22 protein-coding genes and 1 pseudogene are annotated in these 25,504 nt (G+C 73.2%); 13 read left to right on the top strand and 10 right to left on the bottom strand.

Annotation, left to right across the window (positions count from 1 at the left end; genetic code table 11):
* Positions 1–47: 47 nt before the first annotated feature.
* From ACZ4VT_RS03540 to ACZ4VT_RS03495, 10 genes are all read left to right on the top strand, one after another.
* On the top strand, positions 48–596 hold the full coding sequence (locus ACZ4VT_RS03540; RefSeq protein ID WP_467946189.1) for a hypothetical protein: 549 nt from the start codon (positions 48–50) through the stop codon (positions 594–596).
* A 96-nt stretch (positions 597–692) separates the two neighbouring features.
* The gene (locus tag ACZ4VT_RS03535; RefSeq protein WP_467946187.1) at positions 693–1,346 is read left to right on the top strand and encodes a PadR family transcriptional regulator; all 654 of its coding nucleotides are present in this window, start codon (positions 693–695) and stop codon (positions 1,344–1,346) included.
* A gap of 25 nt (positions 1,347–1,371) precedes the next feature.
* Positions 1,372–2,118 carry an ABC transporter ATP-binding protein gene (locus ACZ4VT_RS03530; protein WP_467946185.1) on the top strand — a complete coding sequence of 249 codons (747 nt, stop codon included), beginning with the start codon at positions 1,372–1,374 and terminating at the stop codon, positions 2,116–2,118.
* A gap of 101 nt (positions 2,119–2,219) precedes the next feature.
* Complete coding sequence (locus tag ACZ4VT_RS03525) at positions 2,220–4,979, top strand: FtsX-like permease family protein (protein WP_467946426.1); 2,760 nt, start codon at positions 2,220–2,222, stop codon at positions 4,977–4,979.
* 82 nt (positions 4,980–5,061) lie between these two features.
* A complete protein-coding gene (locus ACZ4VT_RS03520; protein WP_319731183.1) occupies positions 5,062–5,601 on the top strand; it encodes a bacterial proteasome activator family protein in 540 nt (179 codons plus the stop codon).
* A gap of 180 nt (positions 5,602–5,781) precedes the next feature.
* Complete coding sequence (locus ACZ4VT_RS03515; protein ID WP_467946183.1) at positions 5,782–6,672, top strand: NTP transferase domain-containing protein; 891 nt, start codon at positions 5,782–5,784, stop codon at positions 6,670–6,672.
* Positions 6,669–7,964 (top strand): molybdopterin molybdotransferase MoeA, encoded by a 1,296-nt coding sequence (locus ACZ4VT_RS03510; protein ID WP_467946181.1) that lies wholly within the window; start codon positions 6,669–6,671, stop codon positions 7,962–7,964. Before ACZ4VT_RS03515 ends, ACZ4VT_RS03510 begins: the two co-directional genes overlap by 4 nt.
* Positions 7,952–9,052: a potassium channel family protein gene (locus ACZ4VT_RS03505; protein WP_467946179.1), complete on the top strand. Its 1,101-nt coding sequence runs from the start codon at positions 7,952–7,954 to the stop codon at positions 9,050–9,052. Before ACZ4VT_RS03510 ends, ACZ4VT_RS03505 begins: the two co-directional genes overlap by 13 nt.
* 26 nt (positions 9,053–9,078) lie before the next feature.
* Positions 9,079–10,056 (top strand): NAD(P)H-quinone oxidoreductase, encoded by a 978-nt coding sequence (locus ACZ4VT_RS03500; protein ID WP_467946178.1) that lies wholly within the window; start codon positions 9,079–9,081, stop codon positions 10,054–10,056.
* Between the two features lie 262 nt (positions 10,057–10,318).
* On the top strand, positions 10,319–10,642 hold the full coding sequence (locus ACZ4VT_RS03495) for a hypothetical protein (RefSeq protein WP_467946176.1): 324 nt from the start codon (positions 10,319–10,321) through the stop codon (positions 10,640–10,642).
* 144 nt (positions 10,643–10,786) lie between these two features.
* Here the strand turns inward: ACZ4VT_RS03495 and ACZ4VT_RS03490 are convergent, their stop codons facing one another.
* The 3 genes from ACZ4VT_RS03490 to pdhA are packed head-to-tail and all read right to left on the bottom strand — an operon-like array spanning position 10,787 to position 14,300.
* Positions 10,787–12,145, bottom strand: coding sequence for a dihydrolipoamide acetyltransferase family protein (locus ACZ4VT_RS03490; RefSeq protein WP_467946175.1), 1,359 nt, complete (start codon positions 12,143–12,145; stop codon positions 10,787–10,789).
* Positions 12,145–13,113: an alpha-ketoacid dehydrogenase subunit beta gene (locus ACZ4VT_RS03485; protein ID WP_467946424.1), complete on the bottom strand. Its 969-nt coding sequence runs from the start codon at positions 13,111–13,113 to the stop codon at positions 12,145–12,147. The genes ACZ4VT_RS03490 and ACZ4VT_RS03485 overlap by 1 nt, the downstream gene beginning before the upstream one ends.
* Positions 13,114–13,163: 50 nt before the next feature.
* Entirely contained in the window at positions 13,164–14,300 is a 1,137-nt protein-coding gene (pdhA, locus tag ACZ4VT_RS03480; RefSeq protein WP_467946173.1) for a pyruvate dehydrogenase (acetyl-transferring) E1 component subunit alpha, read from the bottom strand.
* A 178-nt stretch (positions 14,301–14,478) separates the two neighbouring features.
* On the opposite strand from pdhA, the gene ACZ4VT_RS03475 reads away from it, so the two are divergent.
* On the top strand, positions 14,479–15,069 hold the full coding sequence (locus ACZ4VT_RS03475; protein ID WP_467946171.1) for an Lrp/AsnC family transcriptional regulator: 591 nt from the start codon (positions 14,479–14,481) through the stop codon (positions 15,067–15,069).
* A 141-nt stretch (positions 15,070–15,210) separates the two neighbouring features.
* Here the strand turns inward: ACZ4VT_RS03475 and ACZ4VT_RS03470 are convergent, their stop codons facing one another.
* The 3 genes from ACZ4VT_RS03470 to ACZ4VT_RS03460 all read right to left on the bottom strand — a co-directional run bounded on the left by ACZ4VT_RS03470 (position 15,211) and on the right by ACZ4VT_RS03460 (position 19,115).
* Positions 15,211–16,896 (bottom strand): hypothetical protein, encoded by a 1,686-nt coding sequence (locus ACZ4VT_RS03470; RefSeq protein ID WP_467946169.1) that lies wholly within the window; start codon positions 16,894–16,896, stop codon positions 15,211–15,213.
* A gap of 123 nt (positions 16,897–17,019) precedes the next feature.
* The gene (locus ACZ4VT_RS03465; RefSeq protein WP_376612168.1) at positions 17,020–17,607 is read right to left on the bottom strand and encodes a TetR/AcrR family transcriptional regulator; all 588 of its coding nucleotides are present in this window, start codon (positions 17,605–17,607) and stop codon (positions 17,020–17,022) included.
* A complete protein-coding gene (locus ACZ4VT_RS03460) occupies positions 17,604–19,115 on the bottom strand; it encodes a 3-hydroxyacyl-CoA dehydrogenase (RefSeq protein ID WP_467946167.1) in 1,512 nt (503 codons plus the stop codon). The genes ACZ4VT_RS03465 and ACZ4VT_RS03460 overlap by 4 nt, the downstream gene beginning before the upstream one ends.
* A 124-nt stretch (positions 19,116–19,239) precedes the next feature.
* Here ACZ4VT_RS03460 and paaN point away from each other — a divergent pair, with 124 nt between their 5' ends.
* Complete coding sequence (gene paaN / locus ACZ4VT_RS03455; RefSeq protein ID WP_467946165.1) at positions 19,240–20,922, top strand: phenylacetic acid degradation protein PaaN; 1,683 nt, start codon at positions 19,240–19,242, stop codon at positions 20,920–20,922.
* Positions 20,923–20,937: 15 nt separating this feature from the next.
* Here the strand turns inward: paaN and ACZ4VT_RS03450 are convergent, their stop codons facing one another.
* Positions 20,938–21,600, bottom strand: a complete 663-nt coding sequence (locus tag ACZ4VT_RS03450) for a MerR family transcriptional regulator (protein WP_467946163.1) — start codon at positions 21,598–21,600, stop codon at positions 20,938–20,940.
* 174 nt (positions 21,601–21,774) lie between these two features.
* Between ACZ4VT_RS03450 and ACZ4VT_RS03445 the strand changes: the two are divergent.
* Positions 21,775–22,668 (top strand): annotated as a pseudogene (locus tag ACZ4VT_RS03445) (hypothetical protein); the annotation flags it as partial.
* Here ACZ4VT_RS03445 and ACZ4VT_RS03440 read toward each other — a convergent pair.
* The 3 genes from ACZ4VT_RS03440 to ACZ4VT_RS03430 form a co-directional block, all read right to left on the bottom strand.
* On the bottom strand, positions 22,624–23,403 hold the full coding sequence (locus tag ACZ4VT_RS03440; RefSeq protein ID WP_467946161.1) for a TrmH family RNA methyltransferase: 780 nt from the start codon (positions 23,401–23,403) through the stop codon (positions 22,624–22,626). The pseudogene ACZ4VT_RS03445 and the gene ACZ4VT_RS03440 sit on opposite strands and share 45 nt — an antisense overlap.
* 149 nt (positions 23,404–23,552) lie before the next feature.
* Positions 23,553–24,725 (bottom strand): HTTM domain-containing protein, encoded by a 1,173-nt coding sequence (locus ACZ4VT_RS03435; RefSeq protein ID WP_467946160.1) that lies wholly within the window; start codon positions 24,723–24,725, stop codon positions 23,553–23,555.
* Positions 24,713–25,375, bottom strand: coding sequence for a DUF5819 family protein (locus tag ACZ4VT_RS03430; protein ID WP_467946158.1), 663 nt, complete (start codon positions 25,373–25,375; stop codon positions 24,713–24,715). The genes ACZ4VT_RS03435 and ACZ4VT_RS03430 overlap by 13 nt, the downstream gene beginning before the upstream one ends.
* Between the last annotated feature and the right edge of the window lie 129 nt (positions 25,376–25,504).

Genomic DNA, 25,504 nt, shown 5'->3' with positions numbered 1-25,504 from the left:
TGACGCTGAGCGAACGACTCGGCCGCTCGGGACGGGAGGGGCTCCCCGTGATCCAAGGCTTCCGTCCGCCGCGCTGGCTGGCCTGCGCGGCACTGGCCGCCGCCGCCCTCGCGCCCGCCGCTTCCGCGTACGCCGGCCCCTTCGCGCTGTCCCCCGGCGCCGCCTCGCACACCTCTGCCGCCTCGCGCACCTCTGCCGCCTCCCCCGCCTTGCCCGCCTCACCCACCCGCTCCGCCTCGCCGTCGGACGAGGCACACCGCGAGCTCGCCGGCAGCTTCGCCGGGGTCGGGCGGGAGCGGCCCGGCCGGCCGGTGGGCGAGCCCGCCAACCCGGAGCCGGCCGTGGCCGCCCGGCCGCTGCCGGTCCGCCCGCACGTCCGGCCCACACCCCCGGCTCCACCGCCGCCACTCCCACCGTCCCCACCGGCCGTGGCCCCGAGCCCGCGCGGCCCGCAGGGGGAGGTCACCGCCCTGGGCACCGAACCGAACGACCGGGCCGCCGACCTGGCCGCGCACATACTGCCGCTCGGCACCGGATTCGCCCTGATGGGACTGGGTCTGGGCTACCTCGGCGTGCGCCTGCGCCGGAGCATCTAGGAGGGCGCGGCGGCGAGCCGCGCGCAGGCGTCCGCCTTCCGGCGTACGCCTGAGGATGGTTGCCGAGCGTGAACATACTCGGTATACATACTCAGTATGTCGATCCGTCACGGGCTTCTCGCCCTACTGGAACGGGGTCCTCGGTACGGCTCCCAGCTGCGCACCGAGTTCGAATCCCGCACCGGCTCCACCTGGCCGCTCAACGTCGGGCAGGTGTACACCACCCTCGCCCGCCTCGAACGCGACGGTCTCGTCGCCCCCGGCGGCGAGGACGCCGCCGGGCACACCCTGTACGCCATCACCGACACCGGGCGCACCGAGCTGCGCGAGTGGTACGAGCGCCCCGTCGACCGGGCCAATCCGCCCCGCGACGAGCTCTCCATCAAGCTCGCGATGGCCGTGGGCGCGCCCGGAGTGGACATCCGCGCCGTCATCCAGTCCCAGCGCCACGCCACCATCAAGGCGATGCAGGACTACACCCGGCTCAAGGCCACGGCGCTCGCCGCGGTCGAGAGCGGGCAGTCCCGCGAACGCGACGACGTGGCCTGGCTGCTCGTCCTGGAACAGCTGATCTTCCAGACCGAGGCCGAAGCCCGCTGGCTCGACCACAGCGAAGCCCGGCTCGTACGGCTCTCCCTGCCGGCCGACCGGAGAGCCGGTGAAGCCGAACCACCCCAGGCCACCGCAGCCGAGAGCCCGGCACCGACCACCACCGACCGGCCCCGCACCGCCCGTACGCGGCGAGGCTGAACCACCGTTCCAGGGGGGACCCCTCATGCCCGATCAGCACCAGCCCCAGCAGCCCGTACTGCAGTTGGACCAACTCGTCCGCACCCACGGCAGCGGCGCCACCGAAGTGCACGCCCTGCGGGGGATCAACCTCTCGGTCTTCCCCGGCGAACTCGTCGCCGTCATGGGCCCGTCCGGCTCCGGCAAGTCCACGCTGCTGACCCTCGCGGGCGGCCTCGACACCCCGAGCAGCGGCCGGGTCATGGTCGAGGGCACCGACATCACCGCGGCGAGCCGCAAGCAGCTGGCTGCCCTGCGCCGCCGCAGCATCGGGTACGTCTTCCAGGACTACAACCTGATCCCTGCCCTCACCGCCGCCGAGAACGTGGCCCTGCCCCGGGAACTCGACGGGACCTCCGCCCGCAAGGCGCGGGTGTCCGCGCTCGCCGCGCTGGAGGAGATGGGCCTCGGCACGCTCGCCGACCGCTTCCCCGACGAGATGTCCGGCGGCCAGCAGCAGCGCGTGGCCATCGCCCGCGCCCTCGTGGGCGACCGCCGCCTCGTCCTCGCCGACGAGCCCACCGGCGCCCTCGACTCCGAGACCGGCGAGTCCGTCCTCTCCCTGCTGCGCTCCCGCTGCGACGCGGGCGCGGCCGGGGTCCTCGTCACGCACGAGCCGCGGTTCGCCGCCTGGGCCGACCGCGTGGTCTTCCTGCGTGACGGCAGCGTCGTCGACGAGACCCTGCGCAGCCGGCCCGACTCGCTCCTCTCCGGGCAGGCGGCCGGCCAGTGACCTCCTCGCTCCAAGGCTGGTACCACTCCTGGGTCGCGGCCCTGCGCATCGCCCGCCGCGACGCCTGGCGCTCCAAGGGCCGCAGCGCCTTGGTCCTCGCCATGATCGCCCTGCCGATCGTCGGCGTGAGCGCCGCCGACCTCACCCTGCGCAGCGCCGAGCTCTCCCCCGAGCAGACCCTCTCGCGCAAGATCGGGACCGCCGACGCCCGCGTGAGCCACTCGCACATGAGCGTGGCCATCTACCAGCTGCCGGACGGCACCAGCTCCGCGCCCGTCGGCGGTTTCGAGAAGCTCGACGGCGCGTCGATGACGCCGGAGACCCCGCAGGAGCTGGACACGTCCGCGCTCCCGGCCGGGGCCCAGGTCGTCAAGGACTCCGTGGGCTTCGGCAAGATCCGCACCAAGCACGGTCTGCTCGACACCGATCTGCGCGAAATCGACACGCGGAGCCCGCTGGTGGACGGCATGTTCACGCTCGAACGCGGCCGGCTGCCCGAGCGCGCCGGCGAGGTCGCCGCCACCACCGCCTTCCTGAAGAACTCCGGCCTCTTCGTCGGCTCCACGGTCACCCCGCGCGGCGCGACCACCTCGTACAAGATCGTCGGGGCGTACGAGCTCCCCAGCGAGCTCGCCGAGGACGAGATCCTCGCCCCGCCGGGGACCCTGATCGCCCCGCTCGACCGGGACCTTGAGGCCTCCGGCGCCCTCGGCCTCCACCCCAACGTCACCTACCTGGTCAAGGTCGGCGGCGAAGGTTTCACGTGGAACATGGTCAAGGCGGCCAACACCAAGTCCCTGGTGGTCGTCTCCCGCGCCGTCCTCCTGAACCCGCCCGCCGACGCCGACGTACCGCTCTTCCAGCAGGAACCCAAGGAGCAGTACCAGCTGGACGCGAGCAGCGCCTCCGACATGGCCGTCCTGGCCACCGTCGTGGGCCTCGCCATGCTGGAGATCTGCCTGCTCGCCGGACCGGCCTTCGCGGTCGGCGCCCGGCGCTCGCGCCGCCAGCTCGGCCTGGTCGGCGCCAACGGCGGCGACCGGCGCCACATCCGCTCCATCGTGCTCTCCGGCGGCCTCGTCATCGGCGCCGCGTCCGCGGTCGTCGGCACCGTCGTCGGCGTGGTGCTCACCATCGCGCTGCGTCCCGTGCTGGAGGAGCAGCTCGCCGTCCGCTTCGGCGGCCTCGACTTCCGCCCGCTGGAACTGGCCGGGATCGCCCTGCTCGCCGTGGTGACCGGTCTGCTGTCCGCGATCGTCCCCGCCGTCACCGCGTCCCGGCAGACCGTGCTGGCCTCGCTGACCGGCCGCCGCGGAGTGCGCCGCGCCAACCGGGTGCTTCCGGTCCTCGGCCTGATCGCCGTCGCCGCGGGCGCCGTGATCGCCCTGTACGGCACCGCGTCGAAGATGGGCGCCACCGTCGTCGCGGGCGGCAGCGCCCTCGCCGAGCTCGGCATCGTCGCCCTCACCCCGGTCCTGGTCGGCCTGTTCGGCCGGCTCGGGCGCTGGCTGCCGCTGTCGCCGCGGCTCGCGCTGCGCGACGCCGTGCGCAACCGCGGGCGTACGGCGCCCGCCGTGGCCGCGGTCCTGGCCGCCGTCGCCGGCACCGTCGCGGTGGCGACGTACGAACACAGCCGGGACCTGCAGATGCGGCACGAGTACGTCGCCGACCTGCCGCACGGCGCCGGGGTGCTGCACGCCAGGGAGAACAGCGCGTCCAAGGAGGTGCCGGCCCTGCGCGTGGCCCTCTCCAAGGAGCTCCCGGTGGCGGTCCGTGCGGACTTCGACCGGCTGGTCGTCGGCAAGCCGAGCTGCGAGTCGTACTCCCGGGAACCCGGCTGCGGCCGCGTCGAGATCATCAAGCCCAAGGAGCAGCGCTGCCCGCTCTACGACACCCCCGGGGGGCCCGACGCCTTCACCGAGGAGCAGGCCCGGGTCCTGCGCCAGGACTGGCGCTGCGCGGAGAACCGGCGCGTCACCCAGAACACGGTGGTCGTCGCCGACGAGAAGCTGCTGAGCGTGCTGGCGGTCACCGACCCGGGCTCCGTGGCCGCCCTCAAGGAGGGCCGCGCCGTCTCCTTCGACAAGCGCCAGGTCAAGGACGGCAAGATCAACCTGCGGGTGGTCATCGCCAAGGAGGGCGTCAGCACGTCCCCCCCGCTCGGCGAGGATCCGGCCGGTGAGGACAAGATCCTGCCCGTCCACCTGGCACCCGAGACCGCCGACGGCTGGGGCATCCAGCTGGTCCTGCCGCCCGCCGCGGCCAAGGCCGCCGGACTGGCCACCGCGGCGACCGGTTCGTACTTCACCCTCGACGGGACGGCGAGCAGCGAGCAGCGGCAGAAGATCGCCGGCGAGATCGACCGCATGGGCATCGAGGCCGACATGGCCATCGAAGAGGGCTACCAGGGCAACGACAGCCTGGGGCTGCTCGCCCTGACCGTCTTCGCGGGCCTGGTCACCATCGGCGCGGCCGGCATCGCCACCGGACTCGCCCAGGCCGACGCCGAGGCCGACCTGAAGACCCTGGCGGCCGTGGGAGCGGCGCCGCGCGTGCGGCGGACGCTGAGCGGCTTCCAGTGCGGGGTGGTCGCCCTGATGGGCGTCGTCCTGGGCTCGGCGGCCGGGATCCTGCCCGCGGTCGGGCTGCGCATGGTGCAGCGACGGGAACTGGACGCGCTCTACCAGCACGGCCTGAACAAGGGCTACGTGTCGGCGCAGGAGGCCGTGCCCTACGTGCCGATCTCCGTGCCGTGGGAGACCCTCGCCCAGCTGATCATCGTGGTTCCGCTCGGCGCGGCCCTGCTGGCGGCGCTGGTCACCCGCTCCAGCGGCGCCCTGGCCCGCCGGACCGCGCAGTAATCCTGGTGCCCCCGTACAGGGTGGATCACGACTGTACGGGGGCACACCGTGTGAGAACGAAGGTGTGCGAGAGAATGACGGCATGGAGATGCCGAGGAGTGAACGGTCGCAGGACAGTCCCCCGCACGTCCTGATCGTGGGACAGGACGGGACGGCCGTCGGCGACGCCGATGACGAGTCGCGCGAGGTCCCGGTGACGGAGATGGTCGAACAGCCCGCCAAGGTCATGCGCATCGGCAGCATGATCAAGCAACTCCTGGAAGAGGTACGTGCCGCGCCTCTCGACGAGGCGAGCCGGGTCCGGCTCAAGGACATCCATGCCGCCTCGGTGAAGGAGCTGGAGGACGGTCTGGCCCCGGAACTCGTGGAGGAACTGGAGCGCCTGTCCCTCCCGTTCACCGAGGAGGCCATTCCCTCCGAGGCCGAACTGCGCATCGCGCAGGCACAGTTGGTGGGCTGGCTGGAGGGTCTCTTCCACGGCATCCAGACGGCCCTGTTCGCGCAGCAGATGGCAGCGCGGGCCCAGCTGGAACAGATGCGGCGCGCCCTCCCGCCGGGCGGCCCCCACGACGACGACGATGACGGCGGCCACGGCGCGATCCGCTCGGGCCCGTATCTGTAACGCGAAGGGTCCGGATGCACCACGCATCCGGACCCTTCTCTCTTTCAGCCCGCCGCACCGGCCGGCCCCGCACCGGCCGGCCCCGCACCGGCCGGCCCCGCACCGGCCCGCCGGACAAGCCCGAGGTAAGTGCGGCTCCCCGCAGGGGGCATGGTCCGCGCACCCCGCATACTCATGGGCATGAGCTACGACGCGATCGTGCTGGCCGGCGGCGCCGCGCAGCGCCTCGGCGGGGCGGACAAGCCCGCGCTGAGCGTCGGCGGCCGCGCCCTCCTCGACCGCGTCCTCGACGCCTGCCCCGACGCCCGGACCACCGTCGTGGTCGGCGGCCGCCGGCCCACCGCGCGCCCGGTCCGCTGGACCCGGGAGGACCCGCCCGGCGGCGGCCCGGTGGCGGCGCTGGACGCCGGGCTGCGCGGGACCACCGCCGCGCTGGTCCTCGTACTCTCCGCGGACCTGCCGTTCCTGGACCGCGGGACCGTCCGGGCCCTGCTCGACGCGCCCGGCCCGGACGGGGCGATGCTGCGCGACCCCGACGGCCGGGACCAGCCGCTGGTCGCCGCCTACCGCGCCGAGCCGCTGCGCCGCGAGATCGCCCTGCTGGCCACGGAACACGGCACGCTCACCGGACTCCCGCTCCGCGCGCTCACCTCCGAGCTGGACCTCGCCCGCGTCACGGCGCAGCCGCTCGCCTCGTTCGACTGCGACACCTGGGACGATCTCGCCGCCGCCCGGGCCCGGATCAGGGAGCATGGAACCGTGCTGGACCAATGGATGACCGCCGCCAAGAACGAGCTGGGCATCGACCTCGACGTCGACGTCAAGACCCTGCTCGACCTCGCCCGGGACGCCGCCCACGGCGTCGCCCGCCCCGCCGCCCCGCTGACCACCTTCCTGGTCGGTTACGCGGCCGCCCAAGCCGCCGCCACCGGCGCCGACCCCGCCCAGGCCGTCGCCGAAGCCTCCCGCAAGGCCGCCGACCTGGCGCTGCGCTGGGCCGCCGAGGCCGAGGCCGATGCGGGACCCGACGCAGCGGGCGGCGCCGCCGCCGAACAGAACGGTTCCGGATGACCCCCGCGAACTCCGCCGAACGGGCCCTCGACGAGGCCCTGGCCCTCGTCAGCCGCGCCCCCGAGGGCGGCGGGGCGGGCGACCACCGGGCCGCCTCCTGGCCCCGCGCCCGGGAGGCCGCCGTCCACGCCGGGGCCGGGGTGCGGGCCCGTACGCACCGGGTTCCCCTCGCCGACGCCCTCGGCGAGGTCCTGGCCGCGCCCCTGGAGGCGCTGACCGACCTGCCGTCCTTCGACACCTCCGCCATGGACGGCTGGGCCGTCGCCGGTCCCGGCCCCTGGAGCGTCCGGACCGGCGCCGGGGTCCTGGCCGGTTCCGACCGGCCCGCGCCCCTCGCGGACGGCGAGGCCGTACGGATCGCCACCGGCGCCCGGATCCCCTCCGACACCACTGCCGTCATCCGCACCGAGCACTGCCGCGAGGCGGGCACCCAGCTCTTCGCCGACCGTCCCGTCCTCACCGGCCAGGACATCCGCCCGCGCGGCCAGGAGTGCCGCTCCGGGGACCTGCTGCTGCCCGCCGGTTCCCTGGTCACCCCGGCCGTGCTCGGGCTCGCCGCGGCCGCCGGGTACGACGAACTGGCCACCCGGCCCCGGCCCCGCGTGGAGATCCTGGTCCTCGGCGACGAACTGCTCACCGAGGGCCGCCCGCACGACGGACTGATCCGCGACGCGCTCAGCCCGATGCTCGGCCCCTGGCTCGCCCGGCTGGGCGCCGAGGTCATCGGCACGCGAAGGCTCGGCGACGATCCGGCGGGGGCCGCCGCCCTGCTGGAGGCCGTCACCGGGTCCACCGCCGATGTGCTGGTGACCACCGGCGGCACCGCCTCCGGGCCCGTCGACCACGTTCACCCCGTACTGCACAAGGCGGGCGCCGAGCTGCTGGTCGACGGGGTGGCCGTACGCCCGGGGCACCCGATGCTGCTGGCCCGCATCGGCGACCGGGCGGACGGGCGGCACCTGGTCGGGCTGCCCGGGAACCCCCTGGCCGCCGTCTCCGGGCTGCTGACCCTCGCCGAGCCCCTGCTGCGCGCCCTCGCCGGCCGCCGCAATCGCCCCCGCTACACGGCGCCGGTCCAGGGCGACGTACCCGGCCACCCGTACGACACGCGGCTGGTCCCGGTGCTGCTGAGCGACGAGCACGCGGTGCCGCTGCGCTACCACGGCCCGGCGATGCTGCGCGGCGTGGCGGCCGCCGACGCGCTGGCCGTCGTACCGCCCAAGGGCGCGCGCTCCGGTCAGGAGCTGGAGATCCTCGATCTGCCGTGGGCTTCCGGAGGATGTTTCACGTGAAACTTCACGGCCAGGACGCCATGGCCCGCGAGGCCGACGAAAGGCTCGTCTCCCGGCGCATCAAACTGCCCAAGCGGATCGTCGAACAGCCGCTCAAGCAGGTCACCAAGCGCCTGCTGATGGCCCTGTTCGTGCTCTTCCTGACGGTCTTCATCGTGTGGCTGGACCGCGACGGCTACCACGACAACGCCAACGAGAAGGTCGACTTCCTCGACTGCTTCTACTACGCGACCGTGACGCTGTCGACGACCGGCTACGGCGACATCGTCCCGTACAGCGACAGCGCGCGGCTGGTGAACATCCTGCTGATCACTCCGCTGCGGGTGCTGTTCCTGATCATCCTGGTTGGCACCACCCTGGAAGTCCTGACGGAACGGACACGGGAAGAGTGGCGGCTGAAGCGCTGGAGGAAGAACTTGCGTGAGCACACGGTCGTCGTCGGCTTCGGCACCAAGGGCCGCTCGGCCCTCCAGACGCTGCTGGCCACCGGCCTCAGCAAGGAGCAGGTCGTCATCGTCGACCCGAGCGCCAAGGTGGTCGACATGGCCAACGCCGAGGGGCTCACCGGTGTGGTCGGCGACGCCACCCGCTCCGAGGTACTGCTGCGCGCCGAGCTGCCGAAGGCCCGTCAGATCGTCATCGCCACCCAGCGGGACGACACGGCGGTCCTCGTCACGCTGACGGCGCGGCAGCTCAACCGCGGGGCGAAGATCGTCGCGGCGGTGCGCGAGGAGGAGAACGCCCCGCTGCTGCGCCAGTCCGGTGCCGACGCCGTCATCACGAGCGCGAGCGCGGCCGGCCGGCTGCTGGGCCTCTCGGTGCTCAGCCCGAGCGCGGGCACCGTGATGGAGGACCTGATCCACCAGGGCAGCGGCCTCGACCTGATCGAACGGCCCGCCCGCAAGTCCGAGGTGGGCAAGTCGGTGCGGGACACCGACGACCTGGTGGTCAACGTGCTGCGCGGACACCGACTGCTCGCCTACGACGACCCGCACGCGAGCCCGATCCAGCTGACGGACCGTCTCATCACCATCGTCCGGGCGGCTCCGTCCGGCACGCCGCCCTTGACGCTGGGCTCTGCCGACTAGGGGCGAGTTCGCGTAGCCTCCGGGCCATGCATGCGATCACCATCGAGCAGCCCGGCGGCCCCGAGGCCCTCGTCTGGACCGACGTACCCGATCCGGTGGCGGGCGACGGCGAGGTCCTCGTCGAGGTAGCGGCGAGCGCCGTGAACCGCGCCGACCTCCTCCAGCGCCAGGGGTTCTACGACCCGCCGCCCGGCACCTCGCCCTATCCGGGGCTGGAGTGCTCCGGGCGGATCGCCTCGATCGGGCCGGGGGTGTCCGGCTGGTCGGTGGGCGACGAGGTGTGCGCCCTGCTGGCGGGCGGCGGGTACGCGCAGCGCGTGGCCGTTCCGGCGGGCCAGCTGCTGCCGGTCCCGGCGGGCGTGGACCTGGTGACGGCGGCCGCGCTGCCCGAGGCCGTCACGACCGTGTGGTCCAACGTGTTCATGGTGGCCGGACTGCGGCCCGGCGAGACCCTGCTCGTGCACGGCGGATCCAGCGGGATCGGGACGATGGCGATCCAGCTGGCGAAGGCCGTGGGCGCCACGGTCGCGGTGACGGCGGGCGGCCCGGAGAAGCTGGCGCGCTGCAAGGAGCTGGGCGCGGACATCCTGATCGACTACCGCGAGCAGGACTTCGTGGCGGAGCTGAAGGCGGCGACGGGCGGGACCGGCGCGGACGTGATCCTGGACATCATGGGCGCGAAGTACCTCTCCCGGAACGTGGACGCCCTGGCCGTGAACGGCCGGCTCGCGGTGATCGGGCTCCAGGGCGGCGTGAAGGCCGAGCTGAACCTCGGCGCGCTGCTCTCCAAGCGTGCGGCGATCACCGCCACCACGCTGCGGGCCCGCCCGCTGGAGGAGAAGGCGGCCATCGTCGCGGCCGTACGGGAGCACGTGTGGCCGCTGGTGTCCGCGGGCCGGATCCGCCCGGTGGTCCACGCGTCGTTCCCGATCGCGGCCGCCGCCGAGGCCCACCGGGTCATGGAGTCGAGCAGCCACGTGGGCAAACTGCTGCTCACGGTCTGAGCGCGGCAGCCACCAGCCCCTCCGGCGCGTCCCGGGAGAAGGCCTCTCCACGCAGGCGAGCAAGGTGAGCGTGCGGGCGTCGGGATCCGCGCCGGCGCCCTGCGCGGCGAGGAAGGCCCGCACGGCGTCACGGCCGACGTTCTCGCGCGCGACCGGGATCTCGCGCAGCTCCGGATCCGGACGCTCTCGACGGCGCAGGTGTAGCGGGGCGGCGGGCCAGGGCGGCGAATCCGTCGACCGGTTCCGGCGCGGACCGCGGGACGTGCGCGGCCTCGCCCGCCGCCTGCAGTTCGGCCCGGTCCCGGGCCACGAGGCGGCGAACGAGGGCGGTCAGCAGGGCGGCCCGCGTGCGGAAGGAGCCCGAGGTGGCGCCGGGCGGCAGCCCGGCGGCCCGGTCCACGGCGCGGTGGGTCGGCCCGCGCATGCCGGACTCGGCCAGGACTTCGACGGCCGCGTCGGCCAGGGCGGTTCGTCCGGGCGGATGCCGGTGGCCGCCCGCAACCGCGCCCTGCGACTGGCCCCGTCGGGAGCCACCGTCCGGGCGATCCTCGCCCACGCGGCCTGGACACCGCCGCCCCTCCCGTGACGGGGGGGGGCGGCGGGTGCCGCTGTGCGGAGCGGTCCCCTACCTGCCCTTCACCGTTCCTCCCCCAGCCACCGCTGGGAGGTGCCCCCAAGGGCTCCGCCCGGACCCCGTGCCCTCAAACTCCGGGCGGGCCGGATTTTCCGGCTACAGGCTGCGCAGCAGGACCGCCGGGGATTCCACGCAGTCGGCGACGTAGCGGAGGAAGCCGCCCGCCGTGCCGCCGTCGCAGACCCGGTGGTCGAAGGTCAGCGACAGCTGGACGACCTTGCGGACCGCCAACTGCCCCTCGTGGACCCACGGCTTGTCGATGATCCGGCCGACGCCCAGCATCGCCGCCTCCGGGTGGTTGATGATCGGCGTGGAGCCGTCGACCCCGAACACCCCGTAGTTGTTCAGGGTGAAGGTGCCGCCCGTCAGGTCGGCCGGCGCCAGCTTCCCGGTCCGCGCCAGCTCCGTCAGGCGGGCGAACTCCGCCGACAGGGACTCCGGGTTCCGGGCCTGCGCGTCCCGGACCACCGGGACCATCAGGCCCCGCTCGGTCTGCGCGGCGAAGCTCAGGTGCACGGCCGGGAGCCGGACGATCTCCTTCGCCTCCAGGTCCACCGTGGAGTTGAGCTCCGGGTAGCGGGCCAGCGCCGCCGTGCAGATCCGGGCCAGCAGCGCCAGCACCGAGATCTTGGGGCCGCCCACCGCGTTCATCGCGGCGCGGGCCGCCATCAGCTCGGTGGCGTCCGCGTCGACCCAGCAGGTGGCGTCCGGGATCTCCCGCCGACTGCGCGACAGCTTCTCGGCGACCGCGCCCCGTACTCCCTTGAGCGGGATCCGCTCGCCCTGCCGCGCGGCCGGGGCGGCCGGCGCCGACACCGGCGCCGACACCGGCGCCGACACCGGCGCCGACACCGGCTCCGGTGCCCGCAGCGCCGTCAGCGCCGCCTCGACGTCCGCCCGCAGGATCAGCCCCTCCGGGCCCGAGCCGTGCAGGGCACGCAGGTCGACGCCGTTGTCCTTGGCCAGCTTGCGCACCAGCGGCGAGATGACGGGCACCGGCCCGGTGGGAGCCGCTGGAGCCACCGACGCCGCCGGGGCCGCGGCCACGGGCGCGGCCACGGGCGCCGACACCGCGGCGGTGACGGGTCGCACCCGTCGCCGACGCGCCGGGCGCGAGTGGTCCGAGCCGTAACCGATCAGGGGCCGGGGCGCGTTGCCGGAGCCTTCGGCTTCGGCCGCCGGGGCCGCCGGAGCGTCGGGGAGCGACGCCGCACCCACCGCCACGGTGATCAGCGGAGCCCCGACCGGCAGTTCCTGCCCCTCCTCGCCGAAGCGGGCGGTGACCACTCCGCCGTACGGGCAGGGCACCTCCACCATCGCCTTGGCCGTCTCGACCTCGACGACCGGCTGGTCGATGGCGACGACGTCGCCGACCGCCACCAGCCAGCGCACGATCTCCGCCTCGGTGAGACCCTCACCGAGGTCCGGCAGCTTGAATTCCATGACCTGCGGCATCAGTTCTCCCACTGCAGGCGTGCCACGGTGTCCAGGATCCGGTCCACACCGGGCAGGTGGTGCTTCTCCAGCATCGGCGGCGGGTAGGGGATGTCGAAGCCCGTCACCCGCAGCACCGGCGCCTCCAGGTGGTGGAAGCACCGCTCCGTGACGCGAGCGGCGATCTCCGCGCCCGGTCCGCCGAAGCCGTTCGCCTCGTGGACGACCACCGCGCGCCCGGTACGGCGTACGGACTCCACGACCGTCTCCTCGTCGAAGGGGACGAGGGAGCGCAGGTCCACGACCTCCAGCTCCCAGCCCTCCTCGCGCGCCGCCTCGGCCGCCTCCAGGCAGACCGGCAGCGAAGGCCCGTAGGTGATCAGCGTCGCGCTCGTGCCCGCCCGCCGGACCAGGGCCTTGCCGATGCCCGGCACGGCCGCCGGCGCCTCGGGCGACCAGTCGGCCTTCGACCAGTAGAGCCGCTTCGGCTCCAGGAAGACCACCGGGTCGTCGCTGGCGATCGACGCGCGCAGCAGCCCGTACGCGTCCTCGACGGTCGCCGGGGTCACCACGTGAAGGCCGGGCGTCGCCAGGTAGTACGCCTCGGAGGAGTCGCAGTGGTGCTCCACGCCGCCGATCCCGCCGCCGTACGGCACACGGATGGTGATGGGCAGCGGCATCGCGCCGCGCGTGCGGTTGCGCATCTTCGCCACGTGCGAGATCAGCTGCTCGAACGCCGGATAGGCGAAGGCGTCGAACTGCATCTCCACCACAGGCCGCAGCCCGTACATGGCCATGCCGACCGCCGCACCCAGGATCCCGGCCTCGGCGAGCGGGGTGTCCGTGCACCGGTCCTCGCCGAACTCCTTCGCGAGCCCGTCCGTGATCCGGAAGACCCCGCCGAGCGTGCCGACGTCCTCGCCCATGACGTGGACCGTCGGGTCCTCGGCCATGGCGTCGCGCATGGCCCGGGTCAGGGCCTGCGCCATCGTCGAGGGCTTGGCCCCCGGCTTCGCGGACTTCGCCGCCGCCACCGTCGTCACGCCTGGTCCTCGGCTTCCAGCTCTGCACGGAGCATGGCCGCCTGCTCGCGCAGCCGGTCGGTCTGCTCCGCGTACACGTGCGCGAACAGGTCCATCGGGTCCACCACCGGGTCCGCGTTCATCCCCTCGCGGAGCGCCGCGGCCATCACCTCGGCCGCGTCGCGCGCCGCCTGGACGGCCGCCTCGTCGATGATCCCCCGCGCGGTCAGCTCGCGCTCCAGGAGAACGATCGGGTCGTGCGCCTTCCAGGCCTCGACCTCGGCGTCACCGCGGTAGCGGGTCGCGTCGTCGGCGTTCGTGTGGGCCTCCATCCGGTACGTGACCGCCTCGATCAGCGTCGGACCGCCGCCGGCCCGGGCCCGCCGGACCGCCTCGGACAGCACCTCGTGCACCGCCGCGATGTCGTTGCCGTCGACCAGCCGGCCGGGCATCCCGTACCCCACGGCCTTGTGGGCCAGCGTCGGGGCGGCGGTCTGCTTGGCGAGCGGGACGGAGATCGCGAAACCGTTGTTCTGCACGAGGAAGACCACGGGGGCCTGCCAGACGGCGGCGAAGTTCAGCGCCTCGTGGAAGTCGCCCTCACTGGTGCCGCCGTCGCCGACCATGGCGAGCGCGACGACGTCGTCGCCGCGCAGCCGGGCCGCGTGCGCCAGGCCCACCGCGTGCGGCAGCTGGGTGGCGAGCGGGGTGGACAGCGGAGCTATGCGGTGCTCACGCGGGTCGTAGCCGGTGTGCCAGTCGCCGCGCAGCAGGGTCAGCGCCTGTACGGGGTCCAGTCCGCGCGCCACGGCCGCCAGGGTGTCGCGGTAGCTCGGGAAGAGCCAGTCCCGGTCCTCCAGGACCATGGCGGCCGCGATCTCGCAGGCCTCCTGGCCGACGGTGGAGGGATAGACGGCGAGCCGGCCCTGCTTGGTCAGTGCCGTGGCCTGGGCGTTGTAGCGGCGGCCGCGCACCAGCTCGGCGTAGCAGCGCCGCATCAGCGCGGGGTCCAGCCGGTCGGCCGCCTCGGTACCCAGGACCCGGTAGGGCTCGGCGTCCGGGAGCAGCGGGGCGGCGTCCGTACGGGGCCTCCAGGCGGGAGGCGGGGTGGGACGGTGGGACGCACCGGCACCGGGCAGCTCTTGGACCGTCATGGCGGCGTACACCTCCTCGTGGGAAGCGGGCAGGGACAGCCCCGGGTGTGAGGCGCCTCACCTACCGATTGTTCGGTTGTCCGCGCAATTTGGCTACAGGCGACTCCAGGCTGTGGACAAACTGGCGCCGGGGCCCTGGGATGGATGCAGGACGTCCAGAAGAGGGAGGCATCGGGCAATGCCGGATGAACAAATGGCCGGAGCTGGTTCCGCACCGGTTCCACCGGGGGGCGCACCGGGCACACCTGGTGGCCCTCCCGTCCCGCCGGTCACGCCCCGCCCCCTGGACCCGATCGACCGCTCGATCATGCGGCTGCTCCAAGCGGACGGCCGCGCGTCGATACGGTCGGTGGCGGAGCAGGTGCACGTCTCGCGCGCGAACGCCTACGCCCGCATCAACCGGCTCATCGACGACGGGGTGATCCGCGGTTTCACGGCCCGCGTCAATCACGAACGCGCGGGCCAGGGCGCATCCGCCTACATCACCCTGAAGATCGTCCAGAACTCCTGGCGGACGGTCCGCGAGCAGCTGCGCGAGCTTCCGGGGGCCGCCCACATCGCCCTGGTCAGCGGGGACTTCGACGTCCTGCTGCTGGTGCACACGCCGGACAACCGGACGCTGCGCGAGCTGGTCCTGACCCGCCTCCAGGCCATCCCGGAGGTCCTCTCCACGCGCACCCTGCTGGTCTTCGAGGAAACGGATCTCCTGGACACGGGTCCGGGCGGGCCGGGACCGATCGCCGGGGCCCCGGCGATCGCCGAGGAGTAGCGAGCAGGAGCGAGCAGGAACGAGGACTGGGCCGTATGCGCGACAGCGCCCCGGGAAGGGCCTGGAGGGCCGTTCCCGGGGCGCTGCGTCCGACACCTGCGGGTGCCGCGGGTGCCACGGGTCCTACGGGTCCTACGGGTCCTACGGGTTGATCACCGGGTTCTCGTAGTAACCGGAGATGTCGACCACGAGGTCGGCCTTCTCCCAGCCCTGGTTCCAGAAGTCGACGATGCCGTGCTTGCCCCCACTGGCCTGGACCAGGTTCGGGACGGTCTTGCCCTTCGTCCAGTTCAGGGTCGAGGCGCCGGGCCGCGGCGGCGTGACCGCGGTGCCGTTGCCGTACTGCTCGGCCGAGTTCGGGTCCGGGGCGACCGAGAGGAAGCCACCGCCGGCCGTGTTGGTCACGGTGGTGTTCAGCACGTACCCGGTGAAGACGGCGTTGTCCTCGGTGAAGAACGGCACGGCGGCGTAGCCGCGGCCGGCGATCGCTCCGCGGAGCGGGATGATCGCGCCCTCGGGGTTGCGCGTGTCGACGAAGCGCATCGGCGAGAGCGGCATGAAGGCACCCTGGCCTGCGGGGCTGTAGTAGCCGACGACGTCCACGATGACATCGGCGCCGGCCCATGCGTTGTTGCGGATGTTGATGGACCCGTCGGCGCCCACCGGCACGATCACCGCGTTGGCGACGGTCTGGCCGCCGGTGAAGTTCACGTTGGACGCGAGCGGGATCCGGCCTCCGCCCGGGTAGACGATCAGGTGGCCGGCCTCCTTCGGACCGGTCACCGTCACGTTGAGCGCCACGGCCTTGACGCCCTGGGGCACCCCGCGCAGGCCGGCGATCTGCGTGCCGAAGCTCGTCTGACCGGGGACCTGGCCCTTGTTCGTGCCGAGGCCCTCGCGGGTGTCGACGAAGCGGGTCGGGTCCATCGGCGTGTAGCCGTTGGCCGCCGCCTGCGTGAAGTAACCGGTGATGTCGGCGATCAGGTCGACCGACTCCCAGCCACCGTTGTAGAGGTCCACGGAGCCGTCGTTGCCGACCGGTACGACGACCAGGTTCGGAACGGTCTGACCGGGCTCGAAGTTGATGTTCGAGGCGTTCGGCCGCTCGTTGCCCGTGTCGTACGCCGTGATGTGCCCGCCGCTGGTCGTGTTCGTGACGGTGACGTTGAGGACCACGGCCTGCACGCCGGCCGGGATCGTGCCGTAGCCGCCGACCTTCACCCGGGCGGAGCTGTACGGGGCGACCTTGGCCTTCGGCGCGCGGAACCCCTCCCGGGTGTCCAGCAGACGCGTGGGCTCGTGCGGCGTGAACTCGGAACCCGAGGTCACGACCGCGAGCTCGTTCTCGATGTACACCTTGTTGGCGACGTCGTTCACGCCGACCGTGATCTTGTACTCGCCGACCTCGGCGTAGGTGTGCAGCGGCAACAGCTGGGTGGAGCCGGAGGCGGCGAGCTTTTCCACCTTCCCGTCGCCCCAGGAGACGGTGACCTCGAGTGCGGCATCGGCGCTCGTGACGTCCGCCCACAGCTGGAGGGAGTGCGCGCCGGTGTTGGTGGCGCTCAGGGCGACCTTCAGGTCCGGATTTCCGGTGGCGGCGACGCCTGCTGCCCGGGCGACGCCGGCGGGCCCCTTCCGGACGGACTTGTCGGCGCCGCTGGTGAAGGTCCGGAAGTTGGACGCGCCGACCTTCTTCGGGTCGGCGGGCTTGGTGACCTGCCGGACGGCCGGCGCGGACGGATCCGCGGCCTGGGCCGTGCCCGGCAGGACACCGACGACGGCCGCGACGATGGCGGCGGCTGAGATTACGAGACGGCGACTGCGCACCGGTCCCCCCATTTTCGTTCGGTGCGATGGTCCTGAAAGCGCCGTTTTGAACGCGCTCAAGACTGAAATCCCGCTCAGGTTACAGAAGCGCCCGGTGGAGCGCCGAAGGGGGGTACCCGCTGGTCAGCGGGCGGTGCGCAAGCCGTCCAGGGCCATGCTGACCACCGCGTCCGCGAGTTGGTCCTGGCTGGTTCCCGGGTGCGGGCGGTACCACTCGACGAGGGAGTTCACCATGCCGAAGAGCAGCCGGGTGGCCAGCCGGATGTCCACGTCCGCCCGCAGGTCGCCGTCCGCCGCGGCGGCCTTCAGCAGCTCGGCCACCTGGTGGTCGAACTCGCGGCGGCGCTCCAGCGCCCAGCGCTCGGTCCGGGTGTTGCCGCGCACCCGCAGCAGCAGCGTCACGTACGGCAGCTCGGAGACCAGCACCTCGACCGTGCGGCGGGTGACGTACTCGACGCGCTCGACCGCCCGGCCGCGGACCGCCCCCGGCTCCTCCAGGACCGCGAAGAGGCCGTCGAGGGCGCGGCTGACGGCCCGCCGCAGCAGCTCCTCCTTGCCCGTGACGTGGTGGTAGATCGAGGACTTCGAGATGCCCGCGGCCTTGGAGAGGTGCTCCATCGAGGTGCCGTCGTAGCCGCGCTCGTTGAAGACCTGGACGGCGACGGACAGCAGCGTCTCGGGGGTGTACGTGTCCCGCTTGACCGTGGTCATTCGGCCTCCTCCTCGTCACCCGCGGCGTAGCCCAGCTTGAACAGCGCCAGCGAGGGCGCGTACCGGCCGCCGGGACAGCGCTCGTCCAGGTGGTGGAGCAGGTCGTAGGCCCAGTCCCGGCCGAGCCGGTCGTGCCACTCGGCGGGGCCCACCGGGTAGTTGACCCCGAGCCGCATCGCCGTGTCGATGTCCTCGGCCGAGGCCACACCACGGGCCACGGCGTCCGCGGTGAGGTCGATCAGCATCGCCACGGTCCGGGCGACGATCATGCCGGGGACGTCGCCGATGACGGAGACCTGCTTGCCCAGCTTCTGGAAGAGGCCGATCGCCTCGGCGAGGGTCCGCTCGCTGGTGTCCTCGCTGGCGGAGAGCGCGATCCGGGTGGTGCCCCGGTAGTCGAGCGCGAGGTCGAAGTACACGACGTCCGCGAACTCGACCGAGGTCTTCCCGTCCGCGAGGACCAGCTGGCCCTCGCCGGGCAGCTGGATGTACGGGCCCCCGTGCTCGGTGGCCGTGACCGCGACCCCGGCCTCCTCCAGCAGGTCGGCCAGCTCCGCCGCGGGCCCGAGGTCGCCGACCACGGTGACCTTGGCCGGGGCCTCCTCGGGACCGGCGGTGTGCGGCTGCGCGGCGACGGCCTCCGGGCCGTACGGGAACCAGCCGTGGCCCGACTTGCGGCCGAGGCGGCCCGACTGGACCAGCCGGCGCTGCGCGAGCGAGGGGGTGAACTTGGGGCTGCGGAAGAAGGACTCCCACACGGAGCGGGTCACGGCCTCGTTGACGTCCTGGCCGATCAGGTCGGTCAGCTGGAACGGGCCCATCTTGAAGCCGCCGCTCTCGCGGAGCACGGCGTCGATGGTGGCCGGGTCGGCGCCCTGCTCCTCGTACACCGCGAAGGCCTCGGCGTAGAAGGGGCGGGCGATCCGGTTGACGATGAAGCCGGGGGTGTCGGCGCAGCGGACCGGCGTCTTCCCCCAGCCGAGGACGGTGGCGTACGCGCGCTCGGCGGCGGCCGGGTCGGTCGCGGAACCGCTGACCACCTCGACGAGCGGGAGCAGCGGCGCCGGGTTGAAGAAGTGCAGGCCGAGGAAGCGGCCGGGGTGCGCGAGGCCGGCGGCGAGCTCGGTGACGGAGAGCGAGGAGGTGTTCGTGGCCAGCAGCGCGTCCGGCGCGACCACCTCTTCGAGTGCGGCGAAGAGCGCCTGCTTGACGGTGACGTTCTCGACCACCGCCTCGATGACGAGGGCGGTCCCGGCGAGGTCCGGGAGGGCGGTCGCCGAAGCGATCCGGCCGATCGCGTCCTCGGCCTCGGCCCGGTCCAGACGGCCCTTGGCGGCCATCCGCTCGACGCGGTCCTGCACGAAGCCCACGCCGTCGGCGGCGAGTGCGGCGTCGATGTCGTAGATCAGCACGCGGTGACCTGCGAGAAGGGCGACCTGGGCGATGCCCTGGCCCATGGTGCCGGCGCCGACGACCGCCACAGTGCGGGACCGCTCGATTGCTGTCATGTCCTGATCCTCCCGCACCGACTTATCCACAGGCCTGCCGGGCCCTCTTGTCCCGACCGATCGTTCGGTTACTCTAGCTCCAGTCTGCTCTTCTTCGCCCGGCTCAACGAGGAGTTGGTCCCTGATGGCCGCCGAGCTCACCGTCCCCCAGTTGTCCGCCAAGCACCGGCCCACCCTGGACCAGGCCCTGTCGGCGATCCGCAGCCGCGCCTACTGGTCCCCGCATCCCGAGCACCCCAAGGCGTACGGCGAGACCGCGCCGGCCGACGGGCTCGCCGCCTTCGAGGCCCTGCGCGGCACGCGGCTGGACCTGGGCCAGCCCGGCACCGACGGCTGGACGGGCTCCGAGGTGTCCCCGTACGGCCCGGAGCTCGGCGTCGAGTACCCGCACGCCGACCCGGACGTGCTGCTGCCCGCGATGAAGGCCGGCATGGGTGCCTGGCGCGACGCGGGACCCGAGGCGCGCGCCCTGGTCTGCATCGAGATCCTGGCCCGCATCTCCGCCCGCACCCACGAGTTCGCCCACGCGGTCATGCACACCAGCGGCCAGGCGTTCATGATGGCGTTCCAGGCCGGCGGCCCGCACGCGCAGGACCGCGGCCTGGAGGCCGTGGCCTACGCCTACGAGGAGCAGACCCGGGTCCCGGGGCAGGCCGACTGGTCGAAGCCCCAGGGCAAGAAGGACCCGCTGAACCTCGGCAAGAGCTTCACCGCGGTCCCGCGCGGTATCGCCCTCATGATCGGCTGCAACACCTTCCCGACGTGGAACGGCTACCCGGGCCTCTTCGCCTCCCTCGCCACCGGCAACGCGGTGCTGGTCAAGCCGCACCCGCGGGCCGTGCTGCCGCTCGCGCTGACCGTCCAGGTCGCCCGGGAAGTGCTCGCGGAGACGGGCTTCGACCCGAACCTGGTGGCGCTCGCGGTCGAGCGCCCGGGCGAGGGCATCGCCAAGACCCTCGCGGTCCGTCCCGAGATCAAGCTGATCGACTACACCGGGTCCACGGAGTTCGGCGACTGGCTGGAGACCAACGCCCGCCAGGCGCAGGTGTACACGGAGAAGGCCGGCGTCAACACCGTCGTCCTGGACTCCACCGACAACTACAAGGGGATGCTGTCCAACCTGGCGTTCTCGCTGTCCCTGTACAGCGGCCAGATGTGCACCACCCCGCAGAACCTGCTGATCCCGCGCGACGGCATCGCGACGGACGCCGGCCCCAAGACCTACGACGAGGTCGTCGCCGACCTCGCCGCCTCGGTCGGCGGCCTGCTGGGCGACGACGCCCGGGCCAACGCGCTGCTCGGCGCGCTGGTCAACCCGGACGTCAAGGCCCGCCTGGAGGCGGCGGCCGGACTGGGCGAGGTCGCGCTGGCCTCCCGGGAGGTCGTGAATCCGGAGTTCCCGGACGCCGTGGTCCGCACCCCCGTCCTGGTCAAGCTGGACGCGGCCAAGCCGGACCCGGACGCGCCCTACCTCTCGGAGTGCTTCGGGCCGGTCGCCTTCGCCGTGGCCGTGGACACCACCGCCGACGCCCTCGACCTGCTGCGCCGCACGGTGCGGGAGAAGGGGGCCATGACGGTGGGCGCGTACACGACGTCCGCGGACACCGAGCGGGCGATCGAGGAGGTCTGCCTGGAGGAGTCCGCGCAGCTCTCGCTGAACCTGACCGGCGGGGTGTACGTCAACCAGACCGCCGCGTTCTCGGACTTCCACGGCTCGGGCGGCAACCCGGCGGCCAACGCCGCGCTGTGCGACGGCGCCTTCGTGGCGAACCGCTTCCGGGTGGTGGAGGTCCGCCGCCAGGCGTAGGACCGCTCCCCCTGATCAGGCCCTGGACGCCTCCTGCCCGAAGATGCGGGCGGAGGCGTCCACCTGGGCCATCCTGCGCAGGGCGGCGAAAGCCGCGTCGCCCAGCACCGTGCCGACGACCACCGCCTCCACCAGGTCCTCGCGGGCCACCCGGCGGGCGACGTAGTCCAGGTCCGCGCGACCCACCCGCTCGGCCGCCTCCGCGTAGTCGTCGAGCGCGTCGGCGAAGCCTCCGTGCCCCACCCGCGCGAGCGAGGCGAGCGCGGACACCAGCGCCTCGGCCGCCTTGTTGCCGGGCTCGACGCACCAGCCGCGCGCCTCGATCAGCCGCGCCACCCGTTCCCGCGCCAGTACGGTCTCCGCGTCCGGCGCACCGCCGCCGTCGCCGCGGCCGTCACCGTAATCGGGCACCAGCCGCTGGGCGGCGGCGCCCAGCACCTTGTGGACCGGCCGCTCCTTGTCGTCGATCGCCGCGAGTACCTCGCCGATGGCCGCCACCGACAGGCCGCCGACCTCCAGCAGCGCGCGCACCAGCCGCAGCCGCCGCTCGTGCCCGTCCCCGTAGCTGGCCTGGTTCGGGCTGGTCAGCTCGCCCGGCGGGAGCAGGCCCTCCCGGACGTAGTACTTGATCGTCGGCACCGGTACCCCGGTCCGCCGGCTCAGCTCTCCGATGCGCACGTGCGTTCACCTTTTTTTGGCTTGCCCTGTCCGCCCCCATCATAGATAGTGGGGCTATCAGATAGCAGAGAGTGTCGCTATCCATTCATGACGGGGGTATGAATGATGAAGATGACGTCCTTGTGGCCCGCCTGGCGTACCCGGCACCGCCCGCTGGTGGTGTTCGCCCTGGTGATGGTCGTGTGGGCACTCGGCTCCGCCGTCGGGCTCCTGGTCGACGACCGCGTGCTGACCGGGGCGCCGATCTGGGCCAAGCCGTTCAAGTTCTCGGTCTCGTTCGTCGCCTACTGCCTCAGCCTGGCCTGGATGATCTCGCTGCTGGACGAGGCCAGGCCGCGGCTGCGCCGCACCGTCCGGTGGGCCGCGACGGCCGTGGTCGCCGCGAGCGCCGTGGAAATGGTGCTGATCACCCTGCAGGTCCTGCGCGGGGTGCGCAGCCACTTCAACAGCGCGACGCCCTTCGACGACCAGGTCTACTCGCTCATGGCCAACTCCGTGGTCGTGCTGTGGCTCGGCACGCTCGTCGTCGCCGCCCTGCTCTGGCGCGCCCCGATCGCCGACCGGGCCACCGCGTGGTCGATCCGGCTCTCCACGGTCCTCGCGCTGACCGGTGCCGGACTCGCCTTCCTGATGACCCCGCCCACCGCCGAGCAGCAGCGCCTCGACGCCGCCGGCGCCGAAGTACTGGAGCAGGGCGGGCACAGCGTGGGCGTGCCCGACGGCGGCCCCGGAATGTTCCTCACCGGCTGGTCCACCACCGGCGGTGACCTGCGCATCCCGCACTTCTTCGGCATGCACGCCCTGCAGCTGCTCCCGCTGCTCGTGCTCGTCCTGACCGCCCTCGCCCCGCGCTTGCGCCGGCTGCGCGACGGGCGGGTGCGCGTCCGGCTGGTCTTCGTGTCCGGTGCGGTGTACGCGGCGGTGCTCGCCCTGCTGACCTGGCAGGCGCTGCGCGGCGAGCCGCTGGTCCACCCGGGCGCGGCCACGCTCGGCGCGGCCGCGCTGATCCTGGCCGGGGGCGGGCTAGGCGTCCTCGCCGCCCTGTTCGCCGGGCGGCGGGCCGCCCCAGTGGAAGAGGGCCATGGCCACGCTGGTGGCGAGGTTGTAGCTGGAGACCTGCGGGCGCATGGGCAGGGAGACGAGGTGGTCCGCCCGGTCCCGGAGCTCCGGTGAGATCCCGTGGCGCTCCGAGCCGAAGGCGAGCAGGGCGTCGTCCGGGAGGGTGAGGGTGCGGATGTCCACGCCCTCGGGGTCGAGCGCGTAGAGCGGCCCGGGCGGCAGCTCGTCCAGCGCGAGGCGCTCGACGGTGGTGGCGTAGTGCAGACCGGCCCCGGCCCGGACCACGTTCGGGTGCCAGGGGTCGAGGTCGCCGCGGGTGACCACGCCGGTGGCGCCGAAGCCGGCGGCGAGGCGGACGACGGCGCCGACGTTGCCGAGGTTGCGGGGGTTGTCGAGGACGACGACGGGCGCGGACCTGGGCACCCGCCCGAGCCCGGCGAGAGCGGCCGCGCGGTCGGGGCGTACGGCGAGGGCCGCGACGCCGGTGGGGTGGACGCGAGGGAGCAGCTCCTTGAGGCCGGCCCGGCGCACCAGCCGGGCCACGTCGGCCTCCACGTCGGGGGCCAGCTCGGCGGCGAGCGCGCGGACCTCGGCGGGGTCGTCGGCGAGGGCCATGCGGATGTCGGCGCCGAAGCGGAGGGCGTGCTTCAGGGCGTGGAACCCGTCGAGCAGAACAAGATCCCCCTGCCCTGCGGCCTCCCGCCACTCCCGCACCGTCCGGTCTGCACCCGCCTGCTCACTCATGCCCCGACCCTACGGTCCACCGGGTCACGCCCAGCGGTGCGGGCCCGCCTCGCCGCACCATCCGGCCCGTCCGGCGTTCGAGGACCGGGGTCCGGGGGCCGGCCCCCGGCAGCGGCGCGGCAGCGGCGGGTCAGCGCGGGACCCGCGGGTCAGCGCGGGACCGGCTCGGGTTCACCCGCCACCGCGACCGGCTCGGCGACGGGCACCGCGCGGCTGGGTCGCACGGCGGCCGCGCGGGCGCCCAGCCAGACCAGGAACCCCGTCGGCAAGAACACCGCGTCGGCGGCGATCATCGCCAAGGAGAAGAACGGCAGCCCCAGCAGCACCGCGATCCCCACGTGCTCCAGCATCATCACGGCCAGCAGCACGTTCTTGATCCGCCGGTTGAACAGGGTGAACGGAAACGCGACCTGCACCGCCACCGTCCCGTACGACAGCAGCATCACCAGCGTCCCGCTGCCCGCCACCAGCGCCGACAGCCCCGGCCACGGGGTGAAGTAGTCCAGCCCCAGGGGGTAGTACAGCGCCGTACCGTCCTGCCACCGCGAGCCCTGGATCTTGTACCAGCCCGCCGTCGCGTAGATCAGGCAGACCTCCGCCATGATCACCAGCAGGCCGGCGTTGTGCAGCAGGTTGGCCAGGACGTCCAGGACCGCCCGCCCCTCGCCCTCCGGCTCGTGGCGGTCCACCAGCCACCACAGCCCGCAGAGCACCCACACCGCCGCGAAGGCCGCCAGCCAGCCGTAGCCGAACCGCCCGGTCGCCGCCCCGTACGCGAAGACCGCCCCGAGCACGCCCCACAGCACCGGCCCGGCGGCTCCCGCGCAGGCCGACCCCCGCAGCCGGGCCCGCCGCGCGTCCAGCGACCACACCTGCGCGCACCGGGTCAGCACCAGGTAGATCGCCATCAGGTGGATGACGTTGTCCCCGCCGTCGCCCATGAACACGCTGCGGTTCTGCAGCGACAGCACCCCGACCATGAACACCACGGACGTCGCCCGCGTGCGCCAGCCCAGCAGCAGCCCCACGCTCGCCAGCACCGAGACGGCGTAGACGATCTCGAACCACAGCGTCGAGTCGGACCACATCAGCACCGTGAAGGCACCGTTGGATTCGGTCAGCCGCTCCGCGAGGCGCCAGCTCCACGGCCCGTCCGGCCCGTACAGCTCCGCGCGGTTCGGGAACTCGCGCAGCAGGAAGAACAGCCAGGTCCCGGCGAAGCCGATGCGCACCACGGCGCTTTGGTACGGGCCGAGGGCCTCTCCGGTGACCTTCGCGGCCGCCCGCCCGAGCACCGCGCGGGCCCGCGTCACACCGTCCACCACGGAAGCTCCCGGTAATAGGTCTGGGTGTCGGTGGTCTCGGTGCTCCACTCCGGCGCCGGCACCGACGTCGTCGCCGAGCGCAGCTGGATCCGCAGGAGGTGCCCGCCCGGGTGCTGAGGGGAGAGCCGGTTCACGGCGATCCGCCGCAGGTACTCCTGGGACAGCTCGCCGCGCTCGCCCGTCGCCTTGTTGTCCTCGTCGTGGGAGCCGGTGAAGAAGTCCCAGGCCCGGCGCAGCTCGTTCTGCCGGGTGTGGCTCGGCAGCAGGCTGTGCCGGATGGCGGCGGTGTCCTCGGCGCTCAGGTCGCGCCAGTCGGTGGTGATCAGCTCGCCGCCGGCGGTGCGCACCTCGGCACGCGCCTGCACGGCGATGTTCTGCTGGAGCGGGTTGGGGGCGAAGAGCTTCCAGTTCTGTTCGAACTCGGGATAGATCCAGCTGTCGATCGTCCGCGCGTGCTGCTTGCTGACGGTGTTGGACGGTGCCACGTGCAGGAAGACGAGGGCGAGGTGGGTGCAGGCCGCCACGGTCACCGCCCCCAGAACCAGGGCCGTCACGACCCGGTACGGAGTGGACAGACCGGCTATTCCGGGCGCCCGGGGCGGCGCCGGAGCGGCCCCTTCGGCGAGCTCGTGCCCGTTCGAATCCATCCCGCCCCGATCGTCCGGCGTCCACAGGGTTGACCACAGAGGTTGACACCCTACGGGCCGCCGACTCACCATTGAAGCGGATGAACCGAACGATCGGTCGGTCGGGCGGACGGCAGACACTGACAAGGG

The organism is Streptomyces sp. NPDC029164, assembly GCF_055563995.1.
The sequence above is the reverse complement of the archived record's forward strand: the minus strand, read 5'-3'. Positions and strand labels throughout refer to the sequence as shown.